Below are 13,005 nucleotides of genomic sequence, written 5' to 3' on the forward strand. Positions count from 1 at the left end.
GGGCGGGGATGACCGACGAGTTGGGGCACCGCGAGACACGTCACGCGGTGGTCATCGGGGGAAGTCTCGCGGGCCTGCTGGCGGCGCGCGTACTCAGCGAACACGCGGAGCGGGTCACGGTCGTCGAGCGCGACCGCTTCCCGGAGGGACCGGACGCCCGGCCGGGCGTCCCCCAGTCGCGGCACGTGCACGTGCTGCTCGACTCCGGGCAGCAGGCTCTCGACGAGCTGCTCCCCGGTTTCATGGCCGAACTGCGCGAGCTCGGCGCGCCCCGGGTGGGCATGCCCGAGGACATGGTGCAGTGGCAGAACGGACGCTGGTTCAGCCGTCTTCCGGCCACCACCCACCTCTACACCGGGCCCCGGGCCCAGTTGGAGTGGCTGGTTCGGCGCCGGGTCGCCGCCGATCCGAGGATCGAGATCGTGGAGGGCACCGAGACCGTCGGTCTCCTCGGTGACGCCGGCCGCGTGCGCGGCGTCCTCGTACGCGAGCGGGGCGCCGGCAAGGAGCGGGAGAGCCGCGGCCTGGAGGCGGACCTGGTGGTCGACGCCGCGGGGCGCGGCACGCATGCCCCGGACTGGCTCGCGGCCATCGGCGCGGAGGCCCCGCACGAGGAGACGATCGACACCGGACTCGGCTACGCGACCCGCGTGTACCGCGGGCCCGCCGACCCCGGCATGGACGCCGTGGGCTTCAACATCGTCCCCAATCCCGGGCAGGTGTACGGCGGTGTCGCGCTGCCCATGGGGGACGGACTCCACCTGGTCACGCTCTCCGGGCTCCGGAACGACCTGCCGCCCACCGACGAGGAGGGGTTCGAGGCGTTCGCGGCGAAGCTCCCGCACCCCGTCCTGAGCGAGTGGATGGCGAAGGCGACGCCCCAGTCCCCGGTGCACGGCTTCCGGCAGACGGCCAACGTCCGCCGCCGGTACGACCGTCCCGGCCGCCGGCCGGCCGGCTTCCTCGCCGTCGGCGACGCCCTGTGCGCCTTCAACCCGGTGTACGGGCAGGGCATGGCCGTCGCCGCGATGAGCGCGGTCGCCCTGCGCCGGGTCCTCACCGACCCCCGGCGGACGCCCACCACACGGACCGTCCAGAAGGCGCTGCTCGACGCGTCCAAGCAGGCCTGGGACATCGCGGCCGGGGCGGACCGGAAGATGCCGGGCGCGACGGGGAACGGGATCACCACGCGCGCGGTGGACCGGCCGGTGGGCTGGTACCTGCACCGGCTCCAGCAGCGGTACGGCGGGGATCCCGTGGTGGGCGCCGCGTTCCGCTCCGTCCTGACCCTGAAGGAGCCGATGAGCGCCCTCTTCGCCCCGGCCGTCGCCCGGCAGGTGCTCTTCGGCCCGGTGCCGGAGACTCCGTCGGAGCCGCCGATGCGGCGCCAGGGCTAGTCCGACTCCTTTCGGGCCAGGGCTGGTCCGGCTCTCTCTTTATCGGGCCAGGGCCGGTCCGGCTCCTGGCCGCGGATCGCCGGTTACGGGTTCGGCGGGTGCCGGGCGGGTGTCAGACGCCCGGCGCCGCCGTGATCACGCCCGCGGCGATCGCCGCGCCGAGGGCCGCGTAGTCGTCGGCGTTCTGGTCCGTGTAGCGGATCGCGAAATCGGCGATGGCACGGTCGAAGACGTCCGAGGAGCCGAGGTAGGCGGCGATGGCGATGCGGTCGCCGGAGCGGGCGTGGGCGCGGGCCAGGGTGCGGCCACAGAGACCCGCGTACGCGCGGAGCATCGCCGGGGACATCAGCTCGACCTCGGCCGAGCCCTTCATGTCGCGCAACTGCCGCCAGTAGAAGTGCCGTTTCTCCGGTCCGGTCATCCAGCCGAGGAAGATGTCGCTCGCGGCCTGCGTCAGGCGCTGGCCCCGTACGACTCGCTGCCCCTGGTGCCCGTACAGGGTCGGCGGCAGATACGCCTCCAGGACGGAGCGGCCGGCCTCCTTGATCTGGAGCATCAGCGGGTCGCCGTCGTCGCGGCCCTCCAGGAGGAGGATGAAGCAGCGGGTGCCGACGCTGCCGACGCCGACGACCTTGCGGGCGGCGTCCACGTAGTGGAAGCGGTCCAGGAGGAGCCGGCGCTCCTCGGAGAGCGAGCTGCGGTAGTCGCTGAAGACCTTGCCGAGAGTGACCCGGTCGATGTCGGTGGCCCGTTCGAGGAGCGGGGGGTCGTCGACGATGCGCCGGTTCCCCTTCTCGTCCAGGGTCGTGAGTTTGCCGAACGCCTGGAGGCTCGTGCGACGGCGGGCCTTGGCGAGGCGGCTCTCGAACGTGGCGCGGCGGCTCCGGCGCACCAGCGGGGCCAGGTCGTCGGCGTCGATCCGCTCGTACCAGACGGCGAGTTCACCGAGGCCGGCGAGGCGGCTCATGGCCTCGCGGTACGCCTCGCCGACGACGAGGGCGGCCTGGTGGGCCTTGGCCTTGCTGGTGCCGTTCTGGAGGGCGGCGACGGCCACGCTGGCGGCGAGCCGCTTGACGTCCCACTCGAAGGGTCCGGGCAGGGTCTCGTCGAAATCGTTCACATCGAAGAGGAGCGCCCGTTCGGGTGAGGCGTAGACGCCGAAGTTGAGCAGATGGGCGTCGCCGCAGAGCTGGACGGTGAGTCCGGTGTGCCGTTGCGGGGCGAGGTCGGCGGCCATGACGGCGGCCGCGCCGCGCAGGAACGCGAACGGCGAGACGGCCATCCTCCCGTACCGGATCGGGACCAGTTCGGGCACCCGGTCGACGGACTGCCGCTCCAGGACGCTCAAGGGGTCGAGGCGCTGCGAGGAAGGTATCCAGCGGCCGTGGGAGGACCGCGGCACCCTCTTGCGGGCCGCCTTTCCCGCCTCGGCCCGCGCCGCCGGTGTCGTCATCCGGCCTCACCCGCCTCTTCCGCAGCCACGTTCGGTTGAGACTCATTACAAGGTCAGATGGCGCGGTCCGCACTCCGGGGCGCCCCGGCTTTCGGCCACTCCCCTTCGCCACCCCTTCCTTAATGGTTTAGACCAATGATAGGAATTGATCACCCCTGCGGACCAGACTGTCACGCTGAGCAAAGAGAGGGGTTGCATCACCATGACCGAAGCCGCACCCGCACCGGAGCCCGAGCACCTCACGGCGGTCCCGCTCTACCTGAGAGTCGCCGCGGCCCTGCGGGAGGACCTCGCCGGCCGGCACATCGCACCCGGCAGCCGGCTCCCGTCCGAGCGCTCCCTCGCCCACCGCTACCACGTCAACCGGCAGACGGTCCGCAGCGCGCTCCAACTGCTGCGCGAGGAACGGCTGGTCGTCACCGACCGGCGCGGCACCTTCGCTGCGGGCGGCGGACACGAGCCGGGCGAACCCGCCCTGACGGTGCGCCGGCAGCTCTTCCCCGGCGGCACGGAGGCAGCCGACGCCCTCGTGCGCACCTCGCTCACCTGGGAGGCGCCGCCGGCCGGACTCATGACGCGACTCGGGCTCGTACCCGGCGAGCCGACCCTCGTCCACCGTCACGTCGTCCTCTCGCCCGGCGGGACACCGATGCAGCGGTCGGTGTCCTGGTTCTCGCGGTCGGCGCTGAGCGAGATCCCGCAGCTCGCCAAGTACCGGCGGACCAGGGGCTCCGTCCTCCACCCGGACATGCGGCTGCTCTACCACTGGATGCACCAGGCCGGACTCCGGCTCACCCGCCGGGAGTCGATCGGAGTGCCACCGGGCGGCCCGACGGGCGTCGGGGGCGGGGCGCCCCGGCTGGCCGTCCACCGGGTGGTGTGCGACCAGCACGGGCACGCGCTGGAGATCACGGACATCGACTGCGCGGCGCAGGGGGTCTCCTGGACCTACGAGTTCAGCGGCTGACGCGGGGAGATCGGATCCAATATCCAGGATCATGGATCCAATATCCGATGTCCAATATCCGATATCTGAGTCCGCGATCACGGATCCCATGCGCTGGATCCGACATCCAATGCTGCGGATCCGTCAGACGATCCCCTCCTCGATCTCCGCCTCCTCACGCGTCGTTCCGTACGCCGACGGCGTGCCGTACGAGCGTCGCGCCACGTACCACCACACGCTGGCCAGGACGAGGACCACGGCCAGTGCGATGACCGCGTAGTTCATCGAGTCGATCGTCACCGGCGACTTCTGGGGCAGGCAGAAGAGCACGGTGACGATCGCGACCCAGCCGACGGCGATCCAGCCGATCGGGCGGCTCCAGCGGCCCAGGTTCCACGGCCCCGGGGTGAACCGTTTCCCCGCGCGCAGGCGCAGGTAGATGGGGATCGCGTAGGCGGGCGTGATGCCGATGACGTTGATCGCGGTGACGGCGCCGTAGGCGGTGGCGGAGTAGAGGGACGGGGACGGCGAGGAGGGCGGCGACGCCGACGGCGAGCCAGACCGCCGGCACCGGGGTCTGCGTCCGGCTGCTGACCTTCCGCCAGAGGGCCGAGCCCGGCAGGGCGTTGTCGCGGCTGAAGGCGAAGACCATCCGGCTGGCGGCGGCCACCTCGGCGTTGCCGCAGAAGAGCTGGGCCACGATCACCACGAGCAGCAGCGCGGTGGCGGCGCTCGAGCCGAGCGCGTCGAGGAGGATCTGCGCCGGCGGTACGCCCGTGGCGCTGTTCTGGGTGCCCGCGTAGTCCTGGATCGCGAAGGTCAGTCCGGCGAGCAGGGCGAAACCGGCGATCCACGAGACCCAGATGGCCCGCACGATGCCCTTGGCGGCTCTGACCGAGGCGTTGGAGGTCTCCTCGGAGAGATGGGCGGAGGCGTCGTAGCCGGAGAAGGTGTACTGGGCGAGGAGCAGGCCGACGGCGGCGACGTAGAACGGGTTGGCCCAGCCGGTGTCGTTGACGAACTCGGTGAAGACGAACTCGGCTGACTGGTGGCGGTCGGGGACGAACGCCAGCGCGCCGACGATCACGGCCACGCCCGCGAGGTGCCACCAGACGCTGATGGAGTTGAGCACGCTGACGAGTCGTACGCCGAAGAGGTTGAGGACGGCGTGCAGCAGCAGGATGGCGAGGAAGATCAGGAAGGTCGATTCGGCGGTGGGCACGATGCCCCACTGGAGGTTGAGGAAGGCTCCGGTGAACAGGGCGGCGCCGTAGTCGATGCCGGCGATCGCGCCGAGCAGCCCGAGGAGGTTGAGCCAGCCGGTGTACCAGCCCCAGCGTCGGCCGCCCAGCCGGTCGGCCATGTAGTAGAGCGCGCCGGAGGTCGGATAGGCGCTGGTTACCTCGGCGAGCGCGAGGCCGACGCAGAGCACGAAGAGCCCGACGCCCGCCCAGCCCCACAGCATGACGGCGGGGCCCCCGGTGCCGAGGCCGAAACCGTAGAGCGTCATGCATCCGGAGAGGATCGAGATCACGGAGAAGCTGATGGCGAAGTTGCCGAAGCCGCCCATGCGACGGGCCAGGACGGGCTGGTAGCCGAGTTCTCTCAGCCGGGCCTCGTCGTCGTCCTGGCCGCCGCCCTCGCGGGGCCTGAGTGTCTCGTCGACGGGGGCGGTGCGGGACATGCCGGTACCTCCAGGGTGGGGGGAAGAGGGCGGAGCGGGGGGTCAGGGGTCGAGACAGCGGGCGCGGGCGCGTACGAAGAACTCGGTGGCGAGGGCCCGGTCGTCGGGGCGGTCGGTGCGGTACGCCCAGGGCAGCACCGTGTGGTACGGCCCGAGGGCCTCGAAGACACGGGCGGCGTCCGCGAAGCGCTGAGCGCCGAAGAGGGCGTGGGCGAGGTGGTTGAGGTCGAGTAGGGAGGCCTCGTCGGTGGCGCAGAAGAGGAACCAGGAGTGGAGGGCCTGATGGGCGTCACGGACGGCGTCCTCGGCGACCCAGTGCAGGTCGAGGGCGTGCGTGTGGCCGTGCTCCCGTCGGTAGCGCTCCACGCGGACGTACAGCGGCAGGGCGTGCAGGGCCGAGCCGGTGGGGGCCGAACCGGCGGCCCACTGCGCGTAGTTGACGGCCTCGGAGAACGAGCCCGCGCGGCGGACGTAGAGGAACTGGAGCATCCGGTGGTGCGCCTCGCGGTTCTCCGGGTCGCGCCGTTCGGCCTCGGCGAGGAAGCCCCAGGGGCCGAGTGGGAGGAGCGGCGCGGGCGGGGACAGCCGGTGCTCCGGCATGCGCTGCCGGTCGTCGAGGGCGGCGAGGGCGAGCAGGCAGATCCAGGGGACGGGGTCGGCGGGCGCGCTTTCGGTGGAGCGGCGGCAGGCGGTCCAGGCCTCCTGCCACAGTTCGCGGGTGCGGGGGTGGCCGCCCCGGTGGGCGCGTACGGCCCGCTCGACGGCGACGCGCGCGTACAGGACGAGCGCGGGAACGCTGTCCGGCTGCTCGGTCCGCCAGGTCTCGACGACATCGCCGCCGGCGGCGACAGTGGCGAGCACCTGGGTGCGCCGCGTCCAGTCGGCCCAGCCGGGTGTCTCGTCGAGTAATCGGGCCGTCGACACCCAGCGGCCGGTCCGCAGGTCCTGGACCGCGTTCCGCAGGGCGTGGTCGTGGCCCGCCGGATGGTAGACGGGCCGGAAGCCGTGCCCTGCCATCACGGAACGGGACGTGCGGTGGGTGACATGGCTCCTCGGTGGGTGGGGGCGGGCCCCCGTTGGGTGTCCCGGCGGGTGTCCCGATGGGGTCCCCGTCGGTGTCCGGGCGGGGTCCCGTCGGTGTCCCGGGCGGGGTGTAGCGGCCGGTGATCGGCGATGACCGGCGGTGATCGGCGATCACTATAGGCTCCGCCGGATCATCGCGATCGGCTTTCGGATCTGACCGTAACTATCCGGCCACAGAACGAATATGACCACGCATCACCTCCCACGACGCGAGCCGACGGACGGTCCCCGATCCGCTTGACGGGACGCGGCGCGTGCACCAGTCTTGCCGGTTCCGCGATCAAGGCCCGCTACCCCTCGAGGGCAGGAGGACGAGTGATGACGGGTCTGGTGCTCGCCGTCGACCAGGGAACGTCGGGGACCAAGGCGCTCGTCGTCTGCCCCGAGCGGGGCGTCATCGGGACCGGCTCCGCGCCCGTACGGCCCCGCTACCTGCCCGGTGGCCTGGTCGAAGTCGATCCGGCGCAGCTGTACGACTCCGTGGTCACCGCCGGCCGGGCCGCGCTCGCCGAGGCGGACACCCCGGTCGCGGCCGTGGGCCTGGCCAACCAGGGCGAGACCGTCCTCGCCTGGGATCCAGCGACGGGCGAACCGCTCACCGACGCGCTCGTCTGGCAGGACCGCAGGGCCGACGAGCTCTGCACAGAACTCGCGGGCCACGCCGACGAGTTGAGGCAGTGGACCGGACTGCCGCTCGATCCCTATTTCGCCGCTCCCAAGATGGCCTGGATCCGCCGTCGGCTCACCGGGGCAGGTGTGGTCACCACGAGCGACGCCTGGCTGGTGCACCGGCTGACGGGCGCGTTCGTCACCGATGCCGCGACGGCGGGCCGCACCGGGCTCCTCGACCTGGACTCGGTCTCCTGGTCCGCGCCCGCCCTCGACGTCTACGGACTGGGCGCCGAACGGCTGCCCCACGTGGTCGACGCGGACGCGCACGTCGGCATGACGACGGCGTTCGGCCGGCCGATCCCGCTGACCGGGCTGCTCGTGGACCAGCAGGCGGCCCTGCTCGCGCAGAGTGTCACGGCCCCGGGCGCGGCCAAGTGCACCTACGGCACAGGGGCGTTCCTCCTCGCCCAGACGGGTTCGGCGCCGCGGCGCGGCGACTCGGGCCTGGTGAGCTGCGTGGCCTGGCGGCTGAGGGGCCGTACGAGCTACTGCCTGGACGGGCAGGTGTACACGGCCGCGTCCGCCGTGCGGTGGCTGACCGACCTCGGAGTGCTGTCCGGCGCCGGGGAGCTCGACGCGGTGGGCGGGACGGTACCCGACAGCGGTGGGGTCACCTTCGTCCCGGCCCTGGCGGGCCTCGCCGCGCCCTGGTGGCGGGGCGACGTCCGCGGCTCCCTGCAGGGGCTCGGCCTGGACACGACCGCCGGACACCTGGTCAGGGCGCTCTGCGAGGGGATCGCCGCGCAGGTCGTCGAGCTGGCGGGCGCGGCGGCGGCCGACCTCGGCCGACCGCTCACCTCCTTGCGCGTGGACGGCGGCCTCACCCGCTCCGCGCTCCTGATGCAGACCCAGGCGGATCTTCTCCAACTCCCCGTCGAGGTCTCGGCGTTGCCCGACGCGACGGCGCTCGGGGTCGGCGCGGTGGCGCGGCTCGGGCTCGACCCGGGGCTCGCCGTCCACGAGGCCGTACCGGAGTGGAAGCCGTCGGCCGTCTACGAACCCGCCGTGACCGGAGCGGAGGCGGCCGAGCGCATGGGCCGGTTCCGTACCGCCGTCGCGGGGCTGCTCGACGGGGCCGAGGGGGCGTCGCGCCCATGACCTCGCACCGGCCGGCGCCAGATCGGCGGCTCGGGGCGGTGACCCGCGCGGGCACGCTCCCGGACACCTCGGCGCTCGGCGCCGAGTACGACGTCGTGGTGGTCGGGGCCGGAGTGGTCGGGTGCGCGGTCGCGCGCGAGCTGGCCCGCCGGCCGTTGCGGGTCGCGCTGGTCGAGGCGTCCGGGGACGTCGGTGAGGGCACGTCCAAGGCCAACACGGCGATCCTGCACACGGGTTTCGACGCCGTGCCCGATTCACTGGAGGCGCGTCTTGTACGGGAGGGGCAGGGCCTGCTCCTCGACTACGCGCGGGAGACGGGGATCCCCGTCGAGCCGCTCGGGGCGCTCCTCGTCGCCTGGGACGAGGAGCAGCTGGCCGCACTCCCCCGCCTCGCGGACAAGGCCGCACGCAACGGCCATCGCACGACCGGCGCCCTGGGCGCGGACGAATTGCGGGCGCGGGAACCGCACTTGGGGCCGGGCGCACTGGGGGCGCTCGAGGTGCCGGGGGAGTCGATCATCTGCCCGTGGACGACCACCCTCGCGTACGCCACGCAGGCCGTGCGCTCAGGGGTCGATCTGCATCTCAACTGCCGGGTGGAGAAGGCTGATCCGGGGACTCCGCACCGGCTGGTCACACCCCGGGGAGTGCTGCGGGCCCGGTACGTCGTCAACGCCTGCGGGCTCTACGCGGACCGGTTCGACGCCCTGTTCGGGCGCCGGGACTTCACGGTGACGCCGAGACGCGGGCAGTTGATCGTCTTCGACTCCTTCGCCCGCGCGCTCGTCCGCCACATCCTCCTGCCCGTACCGGGCGTTCTGGGCAAGGGAGTTCTGGTCGCGCCGACGGTGTACGGGAAGGTGCTGCTCGGCCCCACGGCGGAGAACCTCGACGACCGGACGGCCACCGGAACGACCGCCGAGGGCCTGGCGGCCCTGCGCGCCCAGGGGCGTCGCGTGCTGCCCGCGCTCCTCGACGAGGAGGTGACCGCGGTCTACGCGGGGCTCCGGGCCGCCACCGAGGACGAGGACTACCGGTGCGCCGCGCACCCCGGGCTGCGGTACGTCACGGCGGGCGGCATCCGGTCGACCGGACTGACGGCCTCCCTGGCGATCGCCGCGCACATGGTGGAGCTCCTCGCTGAGTGCGGCCTCGCGCTCGGGGCGGAGCGGCCGCTCGCCCCGGTCCGGATGCCGAACCTAGGCGAGGCCTTCCCGCGTCCGTACCGGGACGCCGAACTCATCGCTCGTGACCCGGAGTTCGGGTCGATCGTGTGCCACTGCGAGCGGGTGACCCGAGGCGAGATCCGGGCGGCCCTCGCCTCCACGGTCCCGCCCGCCTCGCTGGACGGGCTGCGGCGCCGGACGCGGGCGCGGGGCGGCCGGTGCCAGGGATTCTCCTGCGGTGCGTCGGTCCGCTCGCTGTTCGAGGAGGGGGTGGGGCGGCCGTGGCGGGAGCGGTGAGCGGTTCCGGGGGCGTACCCGTGGAGGTGGGCGTGGACGGGGGCTTGGGCGTGGACCTGGACGCGGGTCTGAACGTCGGCCTGAACGCTGGCTTGGGCGTGGACCTGAACGCGGGCCTGGTAGGGCCCGCCGTCGGAGCCGTGCACCGGTTCGTCGACGTCCTCGTCGTCGGCGCGGGGCCTGCCGGGCTTGCCGCGGCGGGGCGGCTCGCCGCGGGCGGCGCGGGCCGGTACCGGGTCGAGGTGCTGGAGCGCGAGCGGGAGGCCGGCGGGGTGCCGCGCCACTGCGCGCACGGTGGTTTCGGCCTCGCCGACTTCGGGCGCCCGCTGGACGGGCCGGGGTACGCGTACCGCCTTGCGCGCGCGGCGGGCGGTGCCGGGGCCACGGTCCGTACGGGTGTGTCGGTGACCGGCTGGTCCGGGCCGCTCACCCTGGACGTCACGGCCCCGACCGGCCTGGAGCGGATCACGGCGCGGGCGGTGGTCTTGGCGACGGGCGCGCGCGAACGGCCGCGCAGCGCACGGCTCGTGCCGGGGACACGGCCGGCCGGAGTGCTGACGACGGGCGAACTGCAGCAGTCCGTGTACCTGTACGGGGTGCGGCGGGAGCGGCTCGGGCGGCGTGCCGTCGTGATCGGCGCCGAACCGGTGGCCCACCACGCGGTGCGGGCGCTGCGCCGGGCCCAGGTCGACGTGGTGGCGATGGTCACGGAACAGCCCCGATCGCCCCGGCGGTTCACCACGCTCCCGCCGCCACCACTGCTGACCGGCACCACGGTCACCGAGTTGCTCGGCCAGGGGCTGCTCACGGGCGTCCGGGTCCGCCGTGCCGACGGCCGGGAGGGCCTGATCGGCTGCGACACGGCCGTGTTCACCGGCGACTGGATTCCGGAGCACGAACTGGCCCGGGCCGGCGGGGTGCCCCTGGACGCGGGTACGCGCGGCCCCTCGGTCGACGCCGCCCACCGCACCGCCACGGCGGGCGTCTTCGCTGCGGGGAACGTCCTGCGCGGGGTCGAGTCGGCGGGGACCGCGGCGGCCGAGGGGCGGGCGGCGGCCGATGCCGTACTGCGGTATCTGGCCGGAGAGCCCTGGCCGGTGACGGCGGTGCCGTTGCGGGTGGAGGGGCCGGTGCGGTGGGTGGCGCCGAACCGGATCTCCCTTCCGCCGCCCGAGGGGACCGCGGCTCGCCCGTTCCTGCTGCGGGTCGGCGAGCCGTTGGCGCGGCCGGTCGTGGAGGTCGGCCAGGACGGCCGGATCCTCCATCTCGTCCGGCTCCTGGGTACGGCGTGGCCGCATCGCTCGGTGCGCGTGCCCGCAGGCTGGGCGCGCGAGGTCGATCCGGCAGGCGGTCCTGTGACGGTGCGGGTCACGGTCTGACTCCCCGGGCCGGCGACGGTGAGGGGCACGGTCGAACCCGGGCCCGTGACCGTGAGAGCCACGGTCCGACCGGACCGGCGACCGTGAGGGGCACGGTCCGACCCGAGCCGGTGGCCTCGCGGTCACGGTCCGACCTGCCAGTGGCCTGGGCCACTGGCAGATGCGCGGAACCCTTGACCGACCCGTCACCTCCCCCCACCCTCGTGGTCATGTTCATGACGGATGCTGCGGGTGGAGATCCCGCCCAGTTCCGACACGGAGGTGTCATGGTCCGGCGCATGGTCAGATCCCTGTTCGCCACACTCCTGGTGGTGGCCGCCGCCCTCACGGGAACGGTCGCCACGGCCGGCACGGCGCACGCCGACGAGTGCTACACCTGGGGCCGTACGCTCTCCTCGGGCATGTCCGGCGCGGACGTGACCCAGCTGCAGATCCGGGTGGCCGGATATCCCGGCTACGGCGGAGTCCTCGCGACCGACGGCGCCTACGGCCCGGCCACCCAGGCCGCGGTGACCCGCTTCCAGCAAGCGTACGGTCTCGGCGCGGACGGCGTCGCCGGGCCCGCCACCTTCGCGAAGCTGTACGCCCTCCAGGACGCGGACTGCACGCCCGTCCACTTCACCTACGCCGAGCTCAACAAGTGCAACGGCGACTTCTCCGGCGGCGCGGTCAGCGCGGCCACCGCCAGGTCCAACGCCCTGCGCGCGATGTGGAAGCTGGAGGCGCTGCGCCACGCGCTGGGCGACGTGCCGATCTCGGTGAGCAGCGGCTTCCGCTCGCACGCCTGCAACGCTGCGGTGGGCGGTGCCTCCGACAGCCGCCATCTGTACGGCGACGGCATCGACCTGACGGGTTCCCCGTCGCTGTGCACGCTGGCGAAGCAGGCGCGCAACCACGGCTTCAACGGAATCCTCGGCCCCGGCTACCCGGGCCACGGCGACCACGCGCACGTGGACACCCGCGCCTCGCGCTTCTGGTCGGCGAGTAGCTGCGGTATCTGAGCGGCTCGGCGACACTGGGCGGTATGCCGGACAAGCGCAGCGCTGGGCTCCTTCTCTTCCGCAGAGCGGCGGACAGCGGTTTCGAGGTACTCATCGGCCATATGGGCGGGCCCTTCTGGGCGTCGAAGGACGTCTCCGCCTGGTCGATCCCGAAGGGCGAGTACGGCCCCGAGGAGAGACCGGAGGCCGCTGCCCGCCGCGAGTTCGAGGAGGAGCTCGGCCTGCCGGCGCCGGACGGCGAGCGGATCGCGCTCGGCGAGGCGCGGCAGACGAGCGGAAAGACCGTCACGATCTGGGCGGTCGAGGCGGATCTCGACCCGACCCGGGTCGTGCCGGGCACCTTCACCATGGAGTGGCCGCGCGGCTCGGGGGTCCTGCGGGAGTTCCCGGAGATCGACCGGGTCGGCTGGTTCGCCCCGGAAGCGGCCGCTCCGCTGCTCGTTCCGGGCCAGCGGATCTTCCTCGAACGGCTCGCGGAGTGGCTGAACGGGCGGGGCTGAGCCCGATTGTCAGACCCGTACGAGAGGGTGGAGGTCGCCAACCTGTCGAGAGGGAGCCCGACATGACCACGATCACCGTCCGTGAGCGCGCCGCAGCCCAGGCGTACCTCCGTCTGCTGGAGTCCACGCAGGCCGTGCTGACCGATCCGCACCTCGTGCCGTACGCGGCGGCGATGCTCACCCACCCCATGGCCGAGGCCGACGAGGCGCTGCGCGCGGCGGGCCTCTCCGGGAACGAGGCGAGACTGCTGCACCTCGTATCGGCCCTGCGCGCCTCCCCCGCCGCCGACCTAGGCCGAACGGGATGAGCGGCTGAGCGCTGTCCCCTG

10 protein-coding genes and 1 pseudogene are annotated in these 13,005 nt (G+C 73.2%); 8 read left to right on the plus strand and 3 right to left on the minus strand.

Annotated elements, in window-relative coordinates:
* Nucleotides 1-8 precede the first annotated feature (8 nt).
* Nucleotides 9-1,397: an FAD-dependent oxidoreductase gene (locus ACFWRO_RS16230; RefSeq protein WP_384510221.1), complete on the plus strand. Its 1,389-nt coding sequence runs from the start codon at nucleotides 9-11 to the stop codon at nucleotides 1,395-1,397.
* 112 nt (nucleotides 1,398-1,509) lie between these two features.
* On the opposite strand, the gene ACFWRO_RS16235 is transcribed toward ACFWRO_RS16230, so the two are convergent.
* A complete protein-coding gene (locus ACFWRO_RS16235) occupies nucleotides 1,510-2,850 on the minus strand; it encodes a DUF2252 domain-containing protein (RefSeq protein WP_384510223.1) in 1,341 nt (446 codons plus the stop codon).
* Between the two features lie 202 nt (nucleotides 2,851-3,052).
* On the opposite strand from ACFWRO_RS16235, the gene ACFWRO_RS16240 reads away from it, so the two are divergent.
* Nucleotides 3,053-3,817, plus strand: coding sequence for a GntR family transcriptional regulator (locus ACFWRO_RS16240; protein WP_384510225.1), 765 nt, complete (start codon nucleotides 3,053-3,055; stop codon nucleotides 3,815-3,817).
* A gap of 123 nt (nucleotides 3,818-3,940) precedes the next feature.
* Here the strand turns inward: ACFWRO_RS16240 and ACFWRO_RS16245 are convergent.
* Together ACFWRO_RS16245 and ACFWRO_RS16250 are read right to left on the minus strand one after the other, a co-directional pair.
* Nucleotides 3,941-5,480: pseudogene (locus ACFWRO_RS16245) on the minus strand (amino acid permease).
* 42 nt (nucleotides 5,481-5,522) lie between these two features.
* Nucleotides 5,523-6,497 carry a hypothetical protein gene (locus ACFWRO_RS16250; protein WP_384510228.1) on the minus strand — a complete coding sequence of 325 codons (975 nt, stop codon included), beginning with the start codon at nucleotides 6,495-6,497 and terminating at the stop codon, nucleotides 5,523-5,525.
* A gap of 384 nt (nucleotides 6,498-6,881) precedes the next feature.
* Between ACFWRO_RS16250 and ACFWRO_RS16255 the strand changes: the two genes are divergently transcribed.
* The 6 genes from ACFWRO_RS16255 to ACFWRO_RS16280 all read left to right on the plus strand — a co-directional run bounded on the left by ACFWRO_RS16255 (nucleotide 6,882) and on the right by ACFWRO_RS16280 (nucleotide 12,984).
* Nucleotides 6,882-8,333 (plus strand): FGGY family carbohydrate kinase, encoded by a 1,452-nt coding sequence (locus ACFWRO_RS16255; protein WP_384510230.1) that lies wholly within the window; start codon nucleotides 6,882-6,884, stop codon nucleotides 8,331-8,333.
* Nucleotides 8,330-9,796 (plus strand): FAD-dependent oxidoreductase, encoded by a 1,467-nt coding sequence (locus ACFWRO_RS16260; RefSeq protein ID WP_384510233.1) that lies wholly within the window; start codon nucleotides 8,330-8,332, stop codon nucleotides 9,794-9,796. The genes ACFWRO_RS16255 and ACFWRO_RS16260 overlap by 4 nt, the downstream gene beginning before the upstream one ends.
* A 140-nt stretch (nucleotides 9,797-9,936) precedes the next feature.
* On the plus strand, nucleotides 9,937-11,175 hold the full coding sequence (locus ACFWRO_RS16265; protein ID WP_384510505.1) for an FAD-dependent oxidoreductase: 1,239 nt from the start codon (nucleotides 9,937-9,939) through the stop codon (nucleotides 11,173-11,175).
* Between the two features lie 266 nt (nucleotides 11,176-11,441).
* Nucleotides 11,442-12,176: a D-Ala-D-Ala carboxypeptidase family metallohydrolase gene (locus ACFWRO_RS16270; protein WP_384510236.1), complete on the plus strand. Its 735-nt coding sequence runs from the start codon at nucleotides 11,442-11,444 to the stop codon at nucleotides 12,174-12,176.
* A 23-nt stretch (nucleotides 12,177-12,199) separates the two neighbouring features.
* Nucleotides 12,200-12,676 carry an NUDIX domain-containing protein gene (locus ACFWRO_RS16275; protein WP_384510239.1) on the plus strand — a complete coding sequence of 159 codons (477 nt, stop codon included), beginning with the start codon at nucleotides 12,200-12,202 and terminating at the stop codon, nucleotides 12,674-12,676.
* Nucleotides 12,677-12,738: 62 nt separating this feature from the next.
* On the plus strand, nucleotides 12,739-12,984 hold the full coding sequence (locus tag ACFWRO_RS16280) for a hypothetical protein (protein WP_362417766.1): 246 nt from the start codon (nucleotides 12,739-12,741) through the stop codon (nucleotides 12,982-12,984).
* Nucleotides 12,985-13,005: the final 21 nt, after the last annotated feature.

The organism is Streptomyces sp. NPDC058579, from assembly GCF_042718575.1.
Lineage (GTDB): Bacteria > Actinomycetota > Actinomycetes > Streptomycetales > Streptomycetaceae > Streptomyces.

Bases quoted from the DNA above. Each gene is read 5' to 3' on its own strand.
- ACFWRO_RS16260 (WP_384510233.1), top strand. From the start codon at position 8,330: ATGACCTCGCACCGGCCGGCGCCAGATCGGCGGCTCGGGGCGGTGACC.
- ACFWRO_RS16240 (WP_384510225.1), top strand. From the start codon at position 3,053: ATGACCGAAGCCGCACCCGCACCGGAGCCCGAGCACCTCACGGCGGTC.
- ACFWRO_RS16270 (WP_384510236.1), top strand. From the start codon at position 11,442: ATGGTCCGGCGCATGGTCAGATCCCTGTTCGCCACACTCCTGGTGGTG.
- ACFWRO_RS16255 (WP_384510230.1), top strand. From the start codon at position 6,882: ATGACGGGTCTGGTGCTCGCCGTCGACCAGGGAACGTCGGGGACCAAG.
- ACFWRO_RS16250 (WP_384510228.1), bottom strand. From the start codon at position 6,497: ATGGCAGGGCACGGCTTCCGGCCCGTCTACCATCCGGCGGGCCACGAC.
- ACFWRO_RS16275 (WP_384510239.1), top strand. From the start codon at position 12,200: ATGCCGGACAAGCGCAGCGCTGGGCTCCTTCTCTTCCGCAGAGCGGCG.
- ACFWRO_RS16235 (WP_384510223.1), bottom strand. From the start codon at position 2,850: ATGACGACACCGGCGGCGCGGGCCGAGGCGGGAAAGGCGGCCCGCAAG.
- ACFWRO_RS16230 (WP_384510221.1), top strand. From the start codon at position 9: ATGACCGACGAGTTGGGGCACCGCGAGACACGTCACGCGGTGGTCATC.
- ACFWRO_RS16280 (WP_362417766.1), top strand. From the start codon at position 12,739: ATGACCACGATCACCGTCCGTGAGCGCGCCGCAGCCCAGGCGTACCTC.